At 45.5% G+C, this 16,260-nt stretch carries 22 protein-coding genes; 10 read left to right on the top strand and 12 right to left on the bottom strand.

Features of this window, described 5'->3' with window-relative positions:
* Positions 1-107: 107 nt before the first annotated feature.
* Positions 108-1,103, top strand: coding sequence for a branched-chain amino acid aminotransferase (locus VBY75_RS03985; protein ID WP_054487269.1), 996 nt, complete (start codon positions 108-110; stop codon positions 1,101-1,103).
* On the opposite strand, the gene VBY75_RS03990 is transcribed toward VBY75_RS03985, so the two are convergent.
* Both VBY75_RS03990 and VBY75_RS03995 read right to left on the bottom strand, forming a co-directional pair.
* Complete coding sequence (locus tag VBY75_RS03990) at positions 1,100-1,414, bottom strand: antibiotic biosynthesis monooxygenase family protein (RefSeq protein ID WP_054487267.1); 315 nt, start codon at positions 1,412-1,414, stop codon at positions 1,100-1,102. The genes VBY75_RS03985 and VBY75_RS03990 overlap by 4 nt on opposite strands.
* A 15-nt stretch (positions 1,415-1,429) precedes the next feature.
* Positions 1,430-1,573, bottom strand: coding sequence for a DUF3149 domain-containing protein (locus tag VBY75_RS03995; RefSeq protein WP_082332135.1), 144 nt, complete (start codon positions 1,571-1,573; stop codon positions 1,430-1,432).
* Positions 1,574-1,805: 232 nt separating this feature from the next.
* Here VBY75_RS03995 and VBY75_RS04000 point away from each other — a divergent pair, with 232 nt between their 5' ends.
* The 7 genes from VBY75_RS04000 (at position 1,806) to VBY75_RS04030 (ending at position 6,026) form a co-directional block, all read left to right on the top strand.
* Positions 1,806-2,063, top strand: a complete 258-nt coding sequence (locus tag VBY75_RS04000) for a DUF883 family protein (RefSeq protein WP_199494716.1) — start codon at positions 1,806-1,808, stop codon at positions 2,061-2,063.
* Positions 2,050-2,421 carry a phage holin family protein gene (locus VBY75_RS04005; RefSeq protein WP_199494717.1) on the top strand — a complete coding sequence of 124 codons (372 nt, stop codon included), beginning with the start codon at positions 2,050-2,052 and terminating at the stop codon, positions 2,419-2,421. Before VBY75_RS04000 ends, VBY75_RS04005 begins: the two co-directional genes overlap by 14 nt.
* Positions 2,422-2,431: 10 nt before the next feature.
* Positions 2,432-2,725, top strand: a complete 294-nt coding sequence (locus VBY75_RS04010) for a hypothetical protein (protein WP_054487261.1) — start codon at positions 2,432-2,434, stop codon at positions 2,723-2,725.
* A 72-nt stretch (positions 2,726-2,797) separates the two neighbouring features.
* Complete coding sequence (locus VBY75_RS04015) at positions 2,798-3,205, top strand: BON domain-containing protein (protein WP_416511143.1); 408 nt, start codon at positions 2,798-2,800, stop codon at positions 3,203-3,205.
* A 130-nt stretch (positions 3,206-3,335) separates the two neighbouring features.
* Complete coding sequence (locus tag VBY75_RS04020) at positions 3,336-3,878, top strand: PH domain-containing protein (RefSeq protein ID WP_416511145.1); 543 nt, start codon at positions 3,336-3,338, stop codon at positions 3,876-3,878.
* A complete protein-coding gene (locus VBY75_RS04025) occupies positions 3,871-5,379 on the top strand; it encodes a PH domain-containing protein (protein ID WP_416511147.1) in 1,509 nt (502 codons plus the stop codon). Before VBY75_RS04020 ends, VBY75_RS04025 begins: the two co-directional genes overlap by 8 nt.
* A 59-nt stretch (positions 5,380-5,438) precedes the next feature.
* Entirely contained in the window at positions 5,439-6,026 is a 588-nt protein-coding gene (locus tag VBY75_RS04030; RefSeq protein ID WP_271331504.1) for a DUF938 domain-containing protein, read from the top strand.
* Between the two features lie 16 nt (positions 6,027-6,042).
* Here the strand turns inward: VBY75_RS04030 and VBY75_RS04035 are convergent, their stop codons facing one another.
* Entirely contained in the window at positions 6,043-6,669 is a 627-nt protein-coding gene (locus tag VBY75_RS04035) for an OmpA family protein (protein ID WP_054487254.1), read from the bottom strand.
* Positions 6,670-6,821: 152 nt separating this feature from the next.
* Between VBY75_RS04035 and VBY75_RS04040 the strand changes: the two genes are divergently transcribed.
* Positions 6,822-7,637 (top strand): NAD-dependent protein deacetylase, encoded by an 816-nt coding sequence (locus tag VBY75_RS04040; protein ID WP_224797572.1) that lies wholly within the window; start codon positions 6,822-6,824, stop codon positions 7,635-7,637.
* Positions 7,638-7,722: 85 nt separating this feature from the next.
* Here the strand turns inward: VBY75_RS04040 and VBY75_RS04045 are convergent, their stop codons facing one another.
* Positions 7,723-8,343, bottom strand: a complete 621-nt coding sequence (locus VBY75_RS04045) for a hypothetical protein (protein WP_416511150.1) — start codon at positions 8,341-8,343, stop codon at positions 7,723-7,725.
* A 190-nt stretch (positions 8,344-8,533) separates the two neighbouring features.
* On the opposite strand from VBY75_RS04045, the gene VBY75_RS04050 reads away from it, so the two are divergent.
* Positions 8,534-9,460 (top strand): D-2-hydroxyacid dehydrogenase, encoded by a 927-nt coding sequence (locus VBY75_RS04050; protein WP_271331507.1) that lies wholly within the window; start codon positions 8,534-8,536, stop codon positions 9,458-9,460.
* 49 nt (positions 9,461-9,509) lie between these two features.
* Here VBY75_RS04050 and VBY75_RS04055 read toward each other — a convergent pair whose 3' ends face one another.
* The 8 genes from VBY75_RS04055 to VBY75_RS04090 are packed head-to-tail and all read right to left on the bottom strand — an operon-like array spanning position 9,510 to position 16,199.
* A complete protein-coding gene (locus VBY75_RS04055; protein ID WP_416511153.1) occupies positions 9,510-10,004 on the bottom strand; it encodes a cytochrome b/b6 domain-containing protein in 495 nt (164 codons plus the stop codon).
* A gap of 56 nt (positions 10,005-10,060) precedes the next feature.
* Positions 10,061-11,437: a histidine kinase dimerization/phospho-acceptor domain-containing protein gene (locus VBY75_RS04060; protein ID WP_271331509.1), complete on the bottom strand. Its 1,377-nt coding sequence runs from the start codon at positions 11,435-11,437 to the stop codon at positions 10,061-10,063.
* Positions 11,428-12,090 carry a response regulator transcription factor gene (locus VBY75_RS04065; protein WP_054487244.1) on the bottom strand — a complete coding sequence of 221 codons (663 nt, stop codon included), beginning with the start codon at positions 12,088-12,090 and terminating at the stop codon, positions 11,428-11,430. The genes VBY75_RS04060 and VBY75_RS04065 overlap by 10 nt, the downstream gene beginning before the upstream one ends.
* 20 nt (positions 12,091-12,110) lie before the next feature.
* On the bottom strand, positions 12,111-12,770 hold the full coding sequence (locus tag VBY75_RS04070) for a tetratricopeptide repeat protein (RefSeq protein WP_416511155.1): 660 nt from the start codon (positions 12,768-12,770) through the stop codon (positions 12,111-12,113).
* Positions 12,757-13,563 (bottom strand): SDR family oxidoreductase, encoded by an 807-nt coding sequence (locus tag VBY75_RS04075; protein ID WP_416511157.1) that lies wholly within the window; start codon positions 13,561-13,563, stop codon positions 12,757-12,759. The genes VBY75_RS04070 and VBY75_RS04075 overlap by 14 nt, the downstream gene beginning before the upstream one ends.
* Positions 13,560-14,225 (bottom strand): TenA family transcriptional regulator, encoded by a 666-nt coding sequence (locus VBY75_RS04080; RefSeq protein WP_222236800.1) that lies wholly within the window; start codon positions 14,223-14,225, stop codon positions 13,560-13,562. The genes VBY75_RS04075 and VBY75_RS04080 overlap by 4 nt, the downstream gene beginning before the upstream one ends.
* On the bottom strand, positions 14,212-15,603 hold the full coding sequence (locus VBY75_RS04085) for an AMP-binding protein (protein ID WP_416511160.1): 1,392 nt from the start codon (positions 15,601-15,603) through the stop codon (positions 14,212-14,214). The genes VBY75_RS04080 and VBY75_RS04085 overlap by 14 nt, the downstream gene beginning before the upstream one ends.
* Positions 15,600-16,199 carry a thermostable hemolysin gene (locus VBY75_RS04090; protein ID WP_416511162.1) on the bottom strand — a complete coding sequence of 200 codons (600 nt, stop codon included), beginning with the start codon at positions 16,197-16,199 and terminating at the stop codon, positions 15,600-15,602. The genes VBY75_RS04085 and VBY75_RS04090 overlap by 4 nt, the downstream gene beginning before the upstream one ends.
* Positions 16,200-16,260: the final 61 nt, after the last annotated feature.

Below are 16,260 nucleotides of genomic sequence, written 5' to 3' on the forward strand. Positions count from 1 at the left end.
CTTCAATGTACGAGCATGCCTAACAAGAAGCAAATCGGCAGAGTCATCCAAATGTTAAAAATTATGGTATATTACGGCGCAACTATTTACCCAAGCAGGATAACTTTATGGCAGCTTTTGGCACTGTATTTATGCCGCAAATGACTTTGGCAACTTTCGAAAACTCAAACTGGAGTTCGCCTGAGCTAGTCTCCTCTGACAGCATACAATTACACCCCGGTGCTCATGTTCTGCACTATGCGAGCACCTGTTTTGAGGGGTTAAAAGCGTTTCGCCATGAAAATGGTTCAATAAACCTCTTTAGAATGGACCGCAACATAGAGCGTATGCAACAAAGCAGCCAGTTGCTTTCCTTACCGGCTTTTGATGCAAGCTTCCTGCAGAAAATGATTACCGATGTGGTTAAACATTTTCACAACGACGTGCCCAAACCGCCTGGCTCAATGTATATACGCCCTACTCATATAGGCACCGAAGCAGCCATTGGTAAAGCGGCCTCCCCGACCAGCTCATCCATGCTCTATGTGCTCCTTTCACCTGTTGGTGACTATTTTGCCAGCGGCGACCAGACCCTGCGTTTACTGCTTGAAGAAGATGGTTCGCGTTGCGCTGCCCATATGGGAATGGTGAAAAGTGGCGGTAACTACGCCAGTGCATTGCAGCCAATTTTGCAAGCACGTGCTTCTGTAAACGCCGATCAGGTTCTATTTTGCCCCAATGGCGACGTACAGGAAACCGGAGCAGCTAATTTCTTATTAATTGACGGCAACGAAATTATCACCAAGGCACTGGACAGCAGTTTCTTACACGGTGTCACCCGAGACTCCATTCTGACTATTGCCCGCGATATGGGCATGACGGTTTCGGAGCGCGAGTTGAGCGTCGATGAATTACTTGAACGTGCGGCCAAACCGGAAAGCGAAGCGGCTCTATCCGGAACAGCAGCGGTACTGGCGCCTGTTGGAACTTTAATTCATAAAGGAAAGGAAATTCCGGTCGGCGATGCAAGCCCAGGAAAGACGACACTGAAGCTGCGCAAAGCGCTGAACGACATTCAATGGGGTAAAGCTGAAGACAAACATGGTTGGTTAACGCAAATTTAATTTTTAGCTGGCATCACAACCCATTCAGGATCTTCAAACTCGCCTAATGGCGTTATTTCACAAAACGGCGCGGCGCTACGAATAATCTCTGCAACCTTTTGGTTATGCTGACCTTCCATAGCGTCTCGCTGCTCTTTACTGTCCCACGATGCTATTGCAATTAGGGTCTTATCATCACCAATTTTGCGATGTAACTCTGTGCCTCGGGCGCCCGGAGCCTGTTGAATAATTTCACTAGCCCGAACCCAGGCGTCTGCATATTCTTCTGCCGTATGACCTTCCTTAATACGAACTTGAAAAATATATTTCATATATCTCCTTTAAGCTTATTGTTTACGCTTTTTCTCTGACTTAATCATCTTTATATAGAAGAAAACAGCATAGAAAGCACACATCCCAATAACAATAGCCAAGCCGCTAAAAGAAAAAAATATTACCGGATCATTGAAAAACTCTTGCCATAAATTCATGGTTATTTCCTTTGTTTGAATTCTTAATTTCAGTTTATTCAAACTCGGGAATAACGATGTTGATCTCAATCAAAAATAATAATAACACTGCTTTTTATAGGGTTTTATTTATCTCCATTCAATATCAAACGCTAAGAACATCAATACTCTGTAAAGCGATGTAAATAAACTTGATTATATGCTTATCAGCGTCTTTGCTTAATAAGAGTTCTCAACAAAAAACGAGGGTATTATGAGTAACAATCAAGCAAAGACCGAAGACGCTGTTAACAAGTCAGCCAATAAAGCTCACGAAACCATCGATAAAGTTGCAGATGCCGCCAAACATGCCTCTGACAATTTAGGTGAAAAAGGGCATGAACTTAAGGCCACGCAGGAGAAATGGCTTTCTACTGCCACAGACTACGTTAAAGAAAACCCCATTAAGTCTTTGGGAATTGCGGCAGCAAGTGGCTATCTATTAAGTAGGCTATTTAGTGACCGCTCGTAATCAAACGGAAGCGAGCGAAGCCGAAGGGTTGCTTCAGCAAGTTCGCGCACTGCAAAGTGAAGTACGCGGCGTTGTTAGAGCACAGCTCCAGCTTGCAGGTATGGAAGCCCGCCGGGCTGGAGAAAGCTTCGTTCGCATGGTCGCGTTTGCCGTTATTGCCAGCTGCTTAGTTTTGTCAGCTTGGGGCGCGCTAGTGGCCGCTGCCGTAGCTGCTGTTGTAAGTAACGGCATTCTGTCCCTGACTACAGCACTTATTATTGTTGCTGCGTGTCATTTAGCCATTGCGCTTTATCTTATAAGACGTATAAAGCAGAACAGCCGCAATCTGCTTTTTTCTAAAACAAGCAGCAATCTTTAATGGAGGCTTTATGACTTCAAGCCTTGATGATCAAATTGCGCAATTGGAACAAAACCTTAAAAATCGCAAGCTGGCGTTGAAGGTTCGCTCCTGTCAGGTAGTTTCTACAACCTGTGACAAATTATCCTCCCCTACGGCTCTTTGCTTTGCCGTTGGTACAGGTTTCTTTATAGGGGAACTATCAGACAGACCGCAAAAAATGGAACCAAAAAAACAAGGTAAGTCGAAGTCAGGAGCAGCGTTAAAAATATTAAGAATTATCACGGGTGTACAGACTGCAGCCAGTTTTGCAAAACATCTGTAAAGATGACCGTAAAGTCGTAAATATGTAGCTATAGTGTTTGTGGTAACGATTTTCAATAACAGGAGGTTATCTATGAAAAACTTCAAGACGGCACTACCAGCAAGTTTAATCGCACTTTCAATGCTAACGCTTTCTGGCTGTAGTGAAGCAGAAACTGAAAAAGCTGAATCTAAAGCTGAAAGCGCAATGCAGGAAACGGAAGAAAAAGCTAAAGAAGCAAAAAGCTACACTGAGCAAAAAGCGAAAGACGCTGGCGAATATGTTGATGACGCTGTTATCACTACAAAGGTTAAAGCAGTTATCTTTGAAGATGACAACCTAAGCAGTATGGACATCAATGTTGAAACAAATAACGGTATTGTTCAGTTATCAGGCTTTGTTGACAATGAAGCTGATATTGATACAGCAGAAAATCTGACTGCTACCGTAAAAGGTGTCAAAGACATCGAGAACGATATTCAGGTTCGCGAAGAACAGTAATTATCGTTTATTTTAAAACTCCCTGAATAAAAGCGGCTTTTTTAAGCCGCTTTTTTATTGCCTTGAAACTAGAACGTGTCGAAAAATACTGTTAATTTTAAAACATAATAACAATCACAAAAGCGATATCATGCTAGACGATACTTTTAGCAATCAACCAATATTACCTGACAACCTTCCGAAGGTAAGCTCGCAGGCGTTTACTCCGCTAAGCCCAATGTACATGAAAGTCAATTTAATGTGCCGCTTAACCTTTTGGTTAATTGTGGTTAGCGCTCTCTTGAGCCTTTACTGGCAACCTTGGTTTGTTCTCCCAAAAACTCTTGAACTTTACTTACCACAGCTTCAGCTAGCCGCTGGCATTTTTGGCTTATTGACTTCCGCTTACGGCATTATTGCTGATAAAAACAAAGGCTATGCTCTACGTGAGCATGACTTCAGTTACCGTAGCGGAGTCATTTTTAAGTCTGTTGTCAGTCAACCCGTTTTGCGTATACAGCATGTAGAGTTAAAGCATGGGCCTATTGACCGGCACTTTGGTTTATCCACTCTGGAGATTTTTAGCGCCGGCGGTACCATGCATACCTTTGCAATACCCGGTTTACCGGACGAAAAAGCGCGAGAACTCAGATCCTACGTATTAACTCATAGTGATATTGCTGAAAATGACTAATTATCAAGGTCAATGGCTAAAACTATCGCCAGTCGCGATTATTTACTTTGCAGTGCAGTTCGTAAAAGACGTTGGCAACAATCTTATTTACTTATTACCGGCTATTCTTGTTGGCTATAATCAATTTTCTGAGAATGGTTTAGCGATTATTTCTGGGCTGGCGGCATTACTGCTGTTTGTTGCAATAAGTGCCCTGCTAAAATTCTATTTCTATCAATACCGATTAACTGACGGACGCGTACAAATTCATTCGGGCGTCTTTCAAAAGAACCATATCGACCTACCTTTTGAACGTATCCAAAATGTTCGCTTCGAACAGCCTATTTTTTACCGGCCTAGTAACCACGTATGTATGCTGTTGGATACGGCAGGCTCAAGTAAGCTCGAAGCAAAGATCATTGCATTATCGAAAGGTGTTGCGGAGTCTCTTAAGCAGGAAATCCTCTCCCACAAAACGGAGCAGGCCTCTAGTGCAGAAACTGAAAGCACTGAGACAGAACAAGAGCAACTTTTAAACTCTCGCTCAGTTCAGGACTTAGTTATCCACGGGCTTGCCAGCAACCGAATTTGGATTGTGTTAGGTGCTTTAGCTCCTTTCTTTAATTCCCTCTCAGAGAAGTTTATTGCGGGTATAGAAAACCTCGGGGTCGATGTTGATGCTTTAATGGCTTCCTCCCAGTATGCTTTTTGGCAATACGTGCTGTTCTTTCTGTCAATCGCTTTTGTAGTGATTGCTTTTATGGCGTTAATTTCCGTCTTAGGTTCAGTCATTACTTTCTATGACTTCAAGTTAACCCGGAGCAATGATCGCTACATTCGTCGTAACGGCTTTTTTACTCGCCATGAAGTTGTCATGAAGTTATCCCGTCTCCAGATGATTGTTTACCAACAGAATTGGCTTGACCGCATACTCCAAAGAGTTAACTTAAAGTTTGAACAGCTAGGTGCGAGCCTTGATCGTCAATCCGCAGGAGCATCCGGTGGGAAAATCATGGTGCCTTCTGTCACCCTGAGCGAAGCTGACGATTTAGCAAGCGATGCCTGGCCCGAAAATAAACTAAGCGCCATCAACTACCATCCGGTTAGCAAACGTCTGGCCATCAGAAACACGCTTATTGCCTTCTGGTTACTAATACCTCTTGCTATCGCTTTCATTTACTTTGACCAGGCAGAGCTTTCAGTCGCCGCTGGCGGACTTTTTATCTTAACCACCGGCCTCGTCATACTCAGTTGGAAAAGATGGGGTTACGCCATGGACGAGCAGTTTATCTACATAAGGAAAGGACTCATTGGCGTCAATTACCGATGCTTCCCAATTCATAAAGTGCAACAAACTCAATTGCATCAAAGCTGGTTTATGAGGCGCTTTCAATTGTGTTCCGTCAGGCTGGTACTGGCTTGCGGAGGTCAGACACTGCCATTCATTAAAAGGGCAACTGGAGAGAAATACATAGACACCTGTCTGTATCAGGTAGAAGCCTTGAGAAAGTCCTGGATGTAAAACCCTATTAATTCTCTCTTAAATTATTCGACACTAAGAAGACAACTCGGTGATATTTTATGGAACTCCCTTTCTCACAAGCCTGTGAAAACAATAAAGACCCAATACTTGGGGTTCTGGAAGTCGCTTTTGCTAATGCGTCACAAGTTTTAGAAGTTGGCAGCGGTACAGGGCAACATGCCGTCTACTTCGCCAAAAAACTCTCTCATTTAGAATGGCAGGCAAGTGACCAACCGGAGTATTTACCGGGGGTAAAAGCCAGAATTGAAAAAGAAGGGGTATCAGGTCAGCCTTTGCCGGTTGAGTTCGATGTGTTTCAGTCTGCACCTGATGGACAGTTCGATGCCTTATTTACCGCAAATACTTGTCACATTATGCCCAAAGAGGGTGTCGAAGCGCTGTTTAATCACTTAGGGGACAAACTTAAATCAGTAAAGCTTTTATGTATTTACGGACCGTTTAATGACAACGGGCATTTCACCAGTGACAGCAACCGTGCGTTTGATCAGTCTTTGCGTACTCGTGACAGCCAAATGGGAATACGTGATAAACAATGGATTGCAAAGCTTGCCAGCCAGCATGGGTTTCATTTGAAAAACACCCATACTATGCCGGCAAACAATCAACTTCTGGAGTTTCAGCGTTAACTCTTAACGCGCAGGCCTATTTGGTATTGGGGACAATGCGTAATTCAACACGACGGTTTAATTGACGACCGCTCTCTGTATCGTTGTCCGCAACTGGCATACTCTCGCCGTAACCTTCTGTTGTCACACGGCGCGAGTCCACGCCACTTCCAACTAAGTGATTGCGTACAGCTTTAGCACGGTTTAACGACAATTGCTGGTTATATTCTGCGGATCCTGTGCTGTCGGTATGGCCTTCAATCAGCATGGTGGTTTTCTCATACTTTTGCAGAACCCGGGCAACATCGTCCAGTACCGGATTAAAGCTTTGAGAAATGTTCGCACTGCCTGTGGCAAACGTAATATTGCTTGGCAGTTGCAAACGAAGGTTGTCGCCATCGCGTATTACCTTCACGCCACTGTCGGCCAGCTCTTCCCTGAATTCTTCTTCCTGCTTATCCATATATGAACCAATAGCTCCACCTGCCAGTGCGCCAACAGCAGCCCCCCAGACATAGCGGCTTTTATCGTGATCACCCGTTCCTTTACCAAGCAAGGCACCCGTCACAGCACCTATCGAAGCACCTTTTTGGGTGTTACTCATATTTTCACAGCCCACAAGCGCTAACGATGACATTGTCATAGCCAAAACTAATTTTTTCATACCATTACTCCTTTAAGTGGTTAATGCCTGAAAACTAGCATGCTTTAGTATAGACGCTAATAAGATTTGCGGATTCTTTACTAAGCGTTTCACCTTGGTACTCAGCAGTGGTAACTTTAGGGTAAAGTTGTAACCTGTAGATATTCATTACTATGACAATAACTGACCCTGCCCAGGCTCGCGAAGCTCTGATGGAGTTTCTGCATCGGAATGCACCGGTCACTATCATTACAGGTGCCGGTATAAGTACCGACTCTGGCATTCCTGACTATAGAGATAGTGACGGCGAGTGGAAACGGACACCTCCGGTTCAGCATCAGGACTACATGCGCAGCGAAGCTGTTCGTAAAAGGTACTGGGCGCGCAGTTTGTTTGGCTGGCCAGTTCTATACCACGCTCAACCTAATTCCGCGCACCACGCTATTACCCAGTTGCAACAGCAGAAGCTCATTAGCCATATTATTACGCAAAATGTTGATGGTCTGCACCAAAAGGCCGGCGCGAACAACGTAATTAATTTGCATGGGTACGCCAATGACATGGTCTGTATGAGCTGCCAGCAGGTTACTCCAAGACTGGAGATGCACGAACGCAGCCTGAAAATGAACCCAGATTTTGCTGCGCTTGAAGCGACCGCCGCACCGGACGGAGATGCAGATTTAGAAGCTGATTTTGAACAGTTTAACGTCGCCAACTGCATGAGCTGTGGCGGAATTCTTAAACCCGATGTTGTCTACTTTGGTGATAACGTTCCCCGACCACGCGTCGAAGAAGCCCAAAACGCATTAAAGAACAGTAATGGCCTGCTCGCTATCGGAACCTCACTTATGGTGTTTTCAGGTTACCGTTTTGCACGACAGGCCTACCAAAATAACCAGCCTATAGCCTTATTAACGCTGGGTAAGACTCGAGCTGACGAGATAGCTGACATAAAACTAAACTGCTCAATCAAGGACGTACTGCTATGAATTACGAGCTTCCCAAAGACAATATCAGTTTATTTGAATTGAGGAAGAAAGCTTAATATTTCTTCCTCATTGGTGCCAGAAAAACTTATTGCATTAGGGCTTTCTGAATAGAGTCGTCTAAAAAAATTGACTCAAAACGATGCTTATAGATGCTCTGCATTTCATTTGAAATAAGCCCGTTACCTACATCATTCTCGCCTTTAAAGCTTCGATTGGTTTTCTCTTCGCCGTTTTTTCCGAGAACAATAACGTCCACGTCGTACCAGGAGCTATCGGAAAAGGCGTGGTAGTCGTATTTCCACTCATTCAGAGCAATAATAACTGATGGTCGCTCTTGCTTTGCCAGTGCTTCTTTAATACTGCCAACGCTCATTGAATGAGAGGTCAGATAAGCCTCGGCTTTTACACCCTGCTTTTTAAACCCTGCAACTAACCGATCTGTTAAGTATTCAGACATGGGCTGTCGGTTGTAGGTGTACTGCGAGTAAGGAATTCCAAAACTTGAACGCAAAAGCCCTTCAAAGCTTGGCGCTTTATCGTTATTCAAAACATATTCTCGCTTATCAACCACAGCTATTGAAACCGACTCAAGTTCATTCGGTGTATTTACGGCAGGAGCCGCTTGCTCAGCCGTCATTATCGAGGTACAGCCCGACAAATAGAAACTCGCAACGGCTAACGCAATCAACTTTCCAATTTTAAACATTTATTTTCCTTAATTATTAAATACTAAAAACGGTATTTCGAGGTTATCCGTGAAGCCCTCAAAAAAGCCGCGCCAATAGTATACTAATAACTAATTGTTATAAATATGGTGTCGACTGTATATTTTAGTTTTTAGTGATAAGCTACGGGTTGTTCATTAAAAACTTTGCTTGATTTAACGGAGCGATGCCATGAAAGCAGTGATTTTAGATAGCGATAGTTTGGGTGAAGGCGTTGACTTATCCCCTATTAAAAATCAAGTCGGCGAGCTCGTTTGCTACCCTCTCACCTCGCCTAATCAAGTCGATGAACGTATTCAAAATGCCGATGTCGTTATTACCAACAAAGTGGTGCTGAACGAGACTTCTTTAAAGAAGGCAGAGAAGTTAAAGCTCGTTTGTGTGCTTGCCACAGGCATGAATAATATCGACTTAAAGGCTGCTGAAAAGCTTGGTATTCCCGTTAAAAATGTCGAAGCCTACGGAACGCCCAGTGTGGTTCAGCACACATTAATGATGATGCTGTCGTTGGCAACAAAGATGCCGGTTATGCAAAAGCGTATGGCCGCTGGCGACTGGCAAAAGTCCCCTTTATTTACTCTGCTTGATCCGCCAACGTTTCAACTTGAGGGCAAGCGTCTGATTATTGTCGGCTCGGGTGAGCTTGGGCAAGCGGTAAAAAAACAGGCTGAAGCATTGGGTATGCGCGTGACCTTTACCGCACGACCGGGTAAAACAGACGACTCGCGCCCAAGTTTTGATGAACTCTTGCCTGAAGCCGACGTTATTTCATTTCATTGTCCGCTAACCGACGAAACAAAAGGCTTGCTTAACCGCCAGAATATCAAGCATTGCCGGCCTCACACGTTAGTCATTAATAATGCCCGGGGTGGCGTTGCTAACGAGCACGACGTGCTGGACGCATTACGGAAAGGCCAAATTGGCGGCTATGCAACGGATGTTCTTCCGCAAGAGCCGCCAAAAGACGGTCATCCGTTGCTAGATGCGTTAAATGAGCCCTTGAACCTCATTGTAACGCCGCATAACGCCTGGACCTCTCCAGAAGCACGACAACGCATTATTGAATTAACGGCTGAAAATATCTCAGCGTTAAAGTGATAGCCTTCTTACTACTGATAACGGCTTAACTCGTGAAAAGTAACGCGAGTTAAGCACGGTGTTTATAGAAGTGGCGAACCCCGCCACCAATATGTAATATCAATAGAAACGGCAGTATATAAGTACCCAGCACCTTGTGCACTTCCTCTGCAGGCTCATGAATCCATTCGAGAACTCTTAAGTCAAATGATACGGCAAACCAACCAAAAACTGACAGTGGATCATTTTCAGTAAATAAATACAGTGGTCCCGTTACAATTAAAACCAGCATTGTTAATAGCAGAGCGTAATGAAGGTATCTGGCAACCCTTTCTGTGGAAGTGTGGGCCGGCTCAGGGAACCCCTGATACAGTCGTAATACACTGCGCCAGCCTATTAATAAGAAGGCAAAAAAGCCAACACCAATGTGGGCAGCTTCAGAAAATTGTTTTACCTCCCGGGAGTCGGCAAAAAACATCATAAACCCGAGTGTCAGCATGACAATAACTGCCATGGCGCCTAGCCAGTGCAATATGCGCGATAATGGTGAATAATGCCTATCCATAATGTTACTCCTTCTAGTCATTAACTTCAGAGTAACAGGACAATATTAAGCCAACATTAAGGCTTTCTGGAGATTACAGGCTTTTCAAGCAATGCTTGATCAGCCTCAACTTTTGCAACAAACCAATCGTCTTCAAGAGCAAGAGTCAACTTTAACCCTAACTGTTTGGCTAAATTACTGACAATACTCAGACCTAACCCTGCGCCTTCTTCTCTCAACTGCCCACCACGATAAAAACGCTCGGTCAGCCGCTTAGCGTCAACATGGTGAGATTTTTCGATACGATTGCGTATCGTAAATGAAGAGCCATGGCATTGAATGTCAATCGACGATTGAGGTGCTGCATATTTAATCGCATTATCAACAAGGTTACTGAATAACATCGTTAGATAACGCTCTTCTGAGCGCCATAAGACGGTGTCGGGAAGATTCACATCCATCACTAACCGCCGCGAATCAGCCCACTGGTAATAATCCGAAATGACTTGTCGAAGAATAGCGGCAGCATTGACCTGCTTCCAATGCTGCGGCGGTAGCTCCGTCTTGGAGAGTAAAAGTAGACTTTCGACCAGACTTACTAACCTATCCGTACTGGCTAACAGCGATTCCAGCTCTTCTTTTTGCTGCTGAGTTGAAGCTTTTTGCCACTGATTCTGCAACTGCGCTTTCAGGCTGGCCAGTGGCGTTCTGAGCTCATGCGCGGCATCCGCAGAAAACTGCTTTTCGCGCAAAAATGTTTGCTCAATACGCGTCAGATAATGATTTAACGCGCCTTTCACCAACGACACTTCCTCAGTATCATTCGACTCAACGAACGGCCTATAATCGTCTGATCGCTTGCGCCTAAGTGCTTCTGCCAGCCTTCTGAAGCTGGCAAAGTTTTGGTTTATGGTCCACCAACCTAACCACAACATTAATGGCAATAAGGTTAAAATGGGCACAACCATGTCGGTCGTCAGATCACCGCGTATTTCAGAACGAAATTCATCTTGCTGCAAGAGAAGAATGCGATAATCTCTAGCCGGCGAACTCAAACCGAAGCTATGCCAAAGCTCATTATCTACCGTCTTAACTGAGAAGCCCTCTTTAAAAGGGATAACAGAGGGGTCCAAAGATCCTTCCGTTTGCATTATGCGCTTACCGTCAATCGTCTCGATACGATAGGAGAGTTTGTCTTCATATGAATGCGCATTTATACGACTAATCGTTATGTCACGCGATACGACAGCTCCATCGCGGGGTAATAATGCCAATAGCGTTTTTGCCTGCTGAACCATCTCTGCATCAAATAGCTCATCAACCTCGTGACTTATTTCTGCGTAAATCCATATGGCAGATACCGTCGCGCTTAACAAATAAACCGCAGAGACAGCGACAAGGATTCGCCGACGTATCGAGTTGAGTTTCGTTTTTACTCTGCTATTTAGCCACATGCTAAACGATACCCCACGCCGCGAATGGTCTGAATCCACTCCTTATTGCCAAGCTTTTTGCGCAAGTTGTGGACATGCACTTCCAACGCATTACTCTCTACCTGCTGCTCATTACGAAAAACGATTTGCTCTAACTTATCTCGACTATGAACCCGTTCCGGCGCAGCCATCATTGCACGCAATAACTCAAACTCACGTTTCGACAAGTTCACTGGCTGTTGATTAACAAGCACCTGAAAATTTAACTCATCCAGGCTGATAGGCCCACAACTCAACTCTGGTGTCGCATACCCTCGTTGACGCCTTACTAAAGCGCGCAGTCTCGCTGCAAGCTCGTTCATATCAAAAGGCTTTATCATGTAATCATCAGCACCAAGATCCAGCAGCTTCACAGTTTCTGAGCTGTCGTCTCTCGCTGTCAGCACTAATATCGGCAGCACTTGTCCTTTTTTACGCAAGGAGGACAATACGCGACTACCATCTAAATCCGGCAGCCCCAGGTCAAGGACAACGACATCATAATTAACTCGCTGACTCTCACTAATCGCTGCCGCACCAGTACGAACCCATTGCACATTAAATTGCCGCTCGGACAAACCAAGTTCAACGGCTTGTCCGAGCATTGCATCATCTTCGACCAACAATAGATCCATGTAGCCAACATCCTTACTATTTATTGTTCGCGCTGTATTTTAGCCAACAACTGATTCACCTCTGCACGACGCGCTTCATCCGCTAATGGTCGTTCAGGTCTGGGAGCCGCTTTTAATGCTTTTTGAGCGTAATGCTCTGCTTTTGCGTAATTGCCCTGCTCAAACCAATAATCCGCGTAAAAGTAGTTAGGGTCAATGCCATCAGGGTTAATTGTTAAGGCTTTTTCAAGCAGTTGCTGTGCCTTATCATCGTCACCAAATCCGAACGGCCAACCCGGGACTTTGTAATACAAGGTACCCAGAGAGGCATAAGCTGAACCATCGAGCGCATTCGGATCTAACTCAAGCGCTTTCTCCAGCGACTTTTTCGACTCTTTCGCCAGACTCAGCGCTCCTAACCCACCTTTTGCACCTGCGTAAGTGCTTTTAATAATACCCAACCAAATGTGTGCGGGGGCGGACTCAGGTTCTTGCTCAACCCACTGCTGAGCATCTGCGACAAGCGCTTCAAACTCTTGCTTTTGTTTGTCACTTTCTAATTGGTAGTTCACCGTTGCCCAGCGCTGTTGAAGGTCATGCAAGCGTTGCTGGCTGTTATCGCTGCTATTAAATTCAGCCGATAACGCTGGCAGCCCCAATAAACCGATTAGAACAAATGCGTATAATTTAGTGCTTTTCATCGCGGTATTCCTCAAGTAATTGATATAAAGTATCTCGTGCTTTTTTCAAACTCCGTCCTACCTGTTCAGGCCACAGCCCGTTTAGGCGAACGAATAGCCGCTCCGGCCATCCGAGTGTTCGCAACCACGAACGGTTCTCTATTTGCGTGGCAAGCTGCTGCGCAACCCGCTGCGGAGCATCCTGTTTGGTTTTAAGTGTTGTATTTAACCGGCTAATCAAACCATTATTCAGTGAGGTCTTAATGGCACGTGGGGCTGCGTACATCACATGAATATCGCTGTTCAGCAACTCCCTATTCAACGCTTCGCTAAAGCCTCGCAAGCCGAATTTGCTGGCACAGTAAAGGCCTTGCCCCGGAAAACCGATAGCACCGAATACCGAGCCGACATTTAAAACCCACCCTTTATTTGCGCTTAACACCGGCAGAAAATCATGAGTCAATGCAATGGGCACCATTAAGTTCGTAGTAATGACACGCTCAATATCATCGGCAGTAGCATTACCGAACAGGCCTTCATGAGTGACTGCGGCATTGTTAATTAATCCGGTTACCGCTGCGCCCTGCTCTGTTATAAATTTAAGCAGCCGCGCACGTTCACTCTGTTGAGTTAAATCAGCCAAAAATGGCGTCTGATTAAGCCGCTTTGCCAGAGCGTCAAGCGTGCCACTGGTGCGCCCTACCATAATAAGCCTGGCCCCTCGTTGACTCAGTGCTTCGGCAAGGGATTGACCAAGCCCACCCGCCGCACCGGTTAGTACAATAGTTTGCTGTTGCCAGTTAAACTGACTCATAGCGGCTCTCCTGCCAGTTCAGGAAGAGCGCGAAACATGTCACCGTAAAGCCGATAAACATGCTTCGCTGTACGCACAATGACTTCCTTAGCTTGTTCATCGGTCACTTGGTTCATCAGCTGTTCAAAAAACTGCACATGCTCCTGGTCTAAGTCACCGTGCGACAGTAAGTAGCTGAACGCAGAATCCGGTAGTTGCAGTGCGTCTTTTATTTTTCCCGCAGCCTGCGTTGCCAGCTTAACGCTAGTGCCTTCCAGCACATGCGCCATGCCGAAAAATGCCGCAGGGTGCTCATTGTCGATAGCTTGATAAACCAGTGATACCATCGCCTGGGTTGACGTATGTGGTTCACTCGACTGCGCGACTTCAACGTCACCGCCAGCCGCCTTAATATCATTAAGTATCCAGCGTTCATGGCCGTATTCTTCATTGATATACTCGATGACTGCTTTACGCAGCCACTCATCCCGAAACGACAGCTTGCTGCCACAGCGCATTAATAATGGCGTGGTGTGCTTAACATGGTGGTAAGCCTGAGTTAAAAAAGCACGATATCTTTCTATGGTTATCTCACCCTGCAACGCTTGTTGAATGGCAGGCGCGCTCAGTAAATAGCGTTGTTCGTTTTGGGTTTGTTCGCATAAAGTATTAAAGAACATCATCGTATACCTCGTTAGCAGATGAATAAGTTGTAGGGTCAATATCAACCCGATAAGCGTCTTTGATAGCGAGACGTCGTAAGCGCCCGGTGCCGGTTAACAAACCGTTGCTGACGGTGAAAGGTTCTTTCAAAACAACATAACGTTGGATACGCGCGTAGTCCGGGAGCTGTTGGTTGACCTGATAAATAACCGAGCTAACCTGCTCAGCTGTTGAAGGACTCGTTAGCACCACCAACGCTGTCAGCGGTATTTCTTCATCGCCAAATACTGCCGCTTGGTGAATAGATAGCTGACTGCACAGCTCTGCCTCTAACCACTCAGGGTCAATATTACGGCCATAGGCATTCACAATGATGTGCTTTCGTCGCCCTAAAATGATTAATCGCCCGTCTTCATCAAACTGCCCTAAATCGCCCGTGTTAACCTCGCTCGGAAACCAGCTGTCAGGGCTGTCCCAATAACCCAGCATGGTATTTCCTCTGACGACCACACCACCATCGCGTATTGTGACAACGGCATGGTTCAGAGGGTGTCCAACCGTTCCTGGCACGACCGCAGCGGGCGCATTCAGCGCAACCACCGAACTGAATTCAGATAACCCATACCCCTGAACAACAGGCAGCCCCAACGCCAATGCTTGTCGTTCCAAGGTTGAACTCAGACGAGCACCACCGACGGCGAGTAACTTGAACTGTTTCGCATCAATAGCCCTGCGTTTAGTTCCTTCGACAAGAGCATTAAGCAACGCCGGCGTGAGAATTAAGCTATCGGGTTGATAGTGAGATAATGCTGAAAAGAACGTATTAGCGTGTATTGAGGACGAGCCTTTCAGCCCTAGTGTTTCGCCTTTAAAAAGCAGAACTTCTGCTCCTAGCCACAATGCCAGATAAACACCCGCAATATTCTCCAGAAGAATAGATAACGGCATAATAACCATGTGGCGATAGACACTAACCTCAGCAACACGCTCAGCCAAAGCAGCAACCGTGTTCAGTTGGTTTTCGACAGATAAGCAGACACCTTTGGGTTCGCCGGTACTACCTGAGGTAAAAGTAACTTTTGATGTTCCAGACGGAAGCGGTTTGTTATCACTTACCTTTTTCTGTAAGTAGGCCTGCTGTTGCTGACTGAAAAATGGCGGTACCGGTATGCAAACCTTATTAGCCAGCATGAGCGCTAAGTCTTCAATCACCCACGCAATAGAGTCTGGGTTTTGTAAAAGAAAGATTCTCTGAGGTTGCTGTTTAAGTTGCTCAACTCGTTTATAAACCGCGTCTACAAGCGCTTGGTAACTCAGCTTTTGCTGTTCAGAGGACAGTGCAATTGCATCAGGAGCAGTTAATGCGTGCTGCTGAATTCGTTCGAACAAAGCATTCATAAGGCAACCTCGCGAACAGAGACATGATTTGATTCTTGTGTCGTAATAAGTTGCTCAAAAACGCAGCCTTGCTCTAACCACCCGGCCAACACCACCGGCTGATGCTGATAGTAATTCCCCCAGAGGTCACGTGTTGACTCAGGTAACGCGCTTTGTTGCGCGGTTTCTAATGCTGTTAATGCAATACCCAAACGACTAAAGTACTTTTGCAGCGCTCGAGTGGCGGTAAATATCACAGCCGTTCGGTTATGCGAGTTCAGAAGCCTAACTACCGCACGAAATAATAAGGGTAAGTAACTTGGATCTAATGCCGCCATTGACCCAACTTCGGCCAGGCGTTCCGGGGGCGGCAGAGATCTGGAATTCACCTGGTAACCAGTAATAGGTTTGGTTAAATACGTTTGCGAAAATAGCGGTTGTTCGTCAGCCAACTGAACTCCGCAGGCAGCAATCAGCTTAGCGTCATCGAATACAGCGATAAGTAAACGCGGCAAAGAGCGTAGACAGGCATTGAAGTTAAGCCAGTAACGTTCACAAATAAATGATTCAACCTGCTCACGTAACGGATGCTCCGGTAATATCCAGCAGTGACGCATATGTTTACTCCTTAAGTCAGCCCCTACGGCTGAAACAGCTTCGATGCTGTCACTTTATAAA

Source organism: Idiomarina sp. HB (assembly GCF_048059115.1).
Lineage (GTDB): Bacteria > Pseudomonadota > Gammaproteobacteria > Enterobacterales > Alteromonadaceae > Idiomarina > Idiomarina abyssalis.

Bases quoted from the DNA above. Each gene is read 5' to 3' on its own strand.
- VBY75_RS04025 (WP_416511147.1), top strand. From the start codon at position 3,871: ATGACTAATTATCAAGGTCAATGGCTAAAACTATCGCCAGTCGCGATT.
- VBY75_RS04030 (WP_271331504.1), top strand. From the start codon at position 5,439: ATGGAACTCCCTTTCTCACAAGCCTGTGAAAACAATAAAGACCCAATA.
- VBY75_RS04000 (WP_199494716.1), top strand. From the start codon at position 1,806: ATGAGTAACAATCAAGCAAAGACCGAAGACGCTGTTAACAAGTCAGCC.
- VBY75_RS04020 (WP_416511145.1), top strand. From the start codon at position 3,336: ATGCTAGACGATACTTTTAGCAATCAACCAATATTACCTGACAACCTT.
- VBY75_RS04045 (WP_416511150.1), bottom strand. From the start codon at position 8,343: ATGTTTAAAATTGGAAAGTTGATTGCGTTAGCCGTTGCGAGTTTCTAT.
- VBY75_RS04035 (WP_054487254.1), bottom strand. From the start codon at position 6,669: ATGAAAAAATTAGTTTTGGCTATGACAATGTCATCGTTAGCGCTTGTG.
- VBY75_RS04060 (WP_271331509.1), bottom strand. From the start codon at position 11,437: ATGTGGCTAAATAGCAGAGTAAAAACGAAACTCAACTCGATACGTCGG.
- VBY75_RS04075 (WP_416511157.1), bottom strand. From the start codon at position 13,563: ATGAGTCAGTTTAACTGGCAACAGCAAACTATTGTACTAACCGGTGCG.
- VBY75_RS03990 (WP_054487267.1), bottom strand. From the start codon at position 1,414: ATGAAATATATTTTTCAAGTTCGTATTAAGGAAGGTCATACGGCAGAA.
- VBY75_RS04080 (WP_222236800.1), bottom strand. From the start codon at position 14,225: ATGATGTTCTTTAATACTTTATGCGAACAAACCCAAAACGAACAACGC.
- VBY75_RS04065 (WP_054487244.1), bottom strand. From the start codon at position 12,090: ATGGATCTATTGTTGGTCGAAGATGATGCAATGCTCGGACAAGCCGTT.
- VBY75_RS04070 (WP_416511155.1), bottom strand. From the start codon at position 12,770: ATGAAAAGCACTAAATTATACGCATTTGTTCTAATCGGTTTATTGGGG.
- VBY75_RS04090 (WP_416511162.1), bottom strand. From the start codon at position 16,199: ATGCGTCACTGCTGGATATTACCGGAGCATCCGTTACGTGAGCAGGTT.
- VBY75_RS04055 (WP_416511153.1), bottom strand. From the start codon at position 10,004: ATGGATAGGCATTATTCACCATTATCGCGCATATTGCACTGGCTAGGC.
- VBY75_RS03985 (WP_054487269.1), top strand. From the start codon at position 108: ATGGCAGCTTTTGGCACTGTATTTATGCCGCAAATGACTTTGGCAACT.
- VBY75_RS04085 (WP_416511160.1), bottom strand. From the start codon at position 15,603: ATGAATGCTTTGTTCGAACGAATTCAGCAGCACGCATTAACTGCTCCT.
- VBY75_RS04010 (WP_054487261.1), top strand. From the start codon at position 2,432: ATGACTTCAAGCCTTGATGATCAAATTGCGCAATTGGAACAAAACCTT.
- VBY75_RS04050 (WP_271331507.1), top strand. From the start codon at position 8,534: ATGAAAGCAGTGATTTTAGATAGCGATAGTTTGGGTGAAGGCGTTGAC.
- VBY75_RS04040 (WP_224797572.1), top strand. From the start codon at position 6,822: ATGACAATAACTGACCCTGCCCAGGCTCGCGAAGCTCTGATGGAGTTT.
- VBY75_RS04015 (WP_416511143.1), top strand. From the start codon at position 2,798: ATGAAAAACTTCAAGACGGCACTACCAGCAAGTTTAATCGCACTTTCA.
- VBY75_RS03995 (WP_082332135.1), bottom strand. From the start codon at position 1,573: ATGAATTTATGGCAAGAGTTTTTCAATGATCCGGTAATATTTTTTTCT.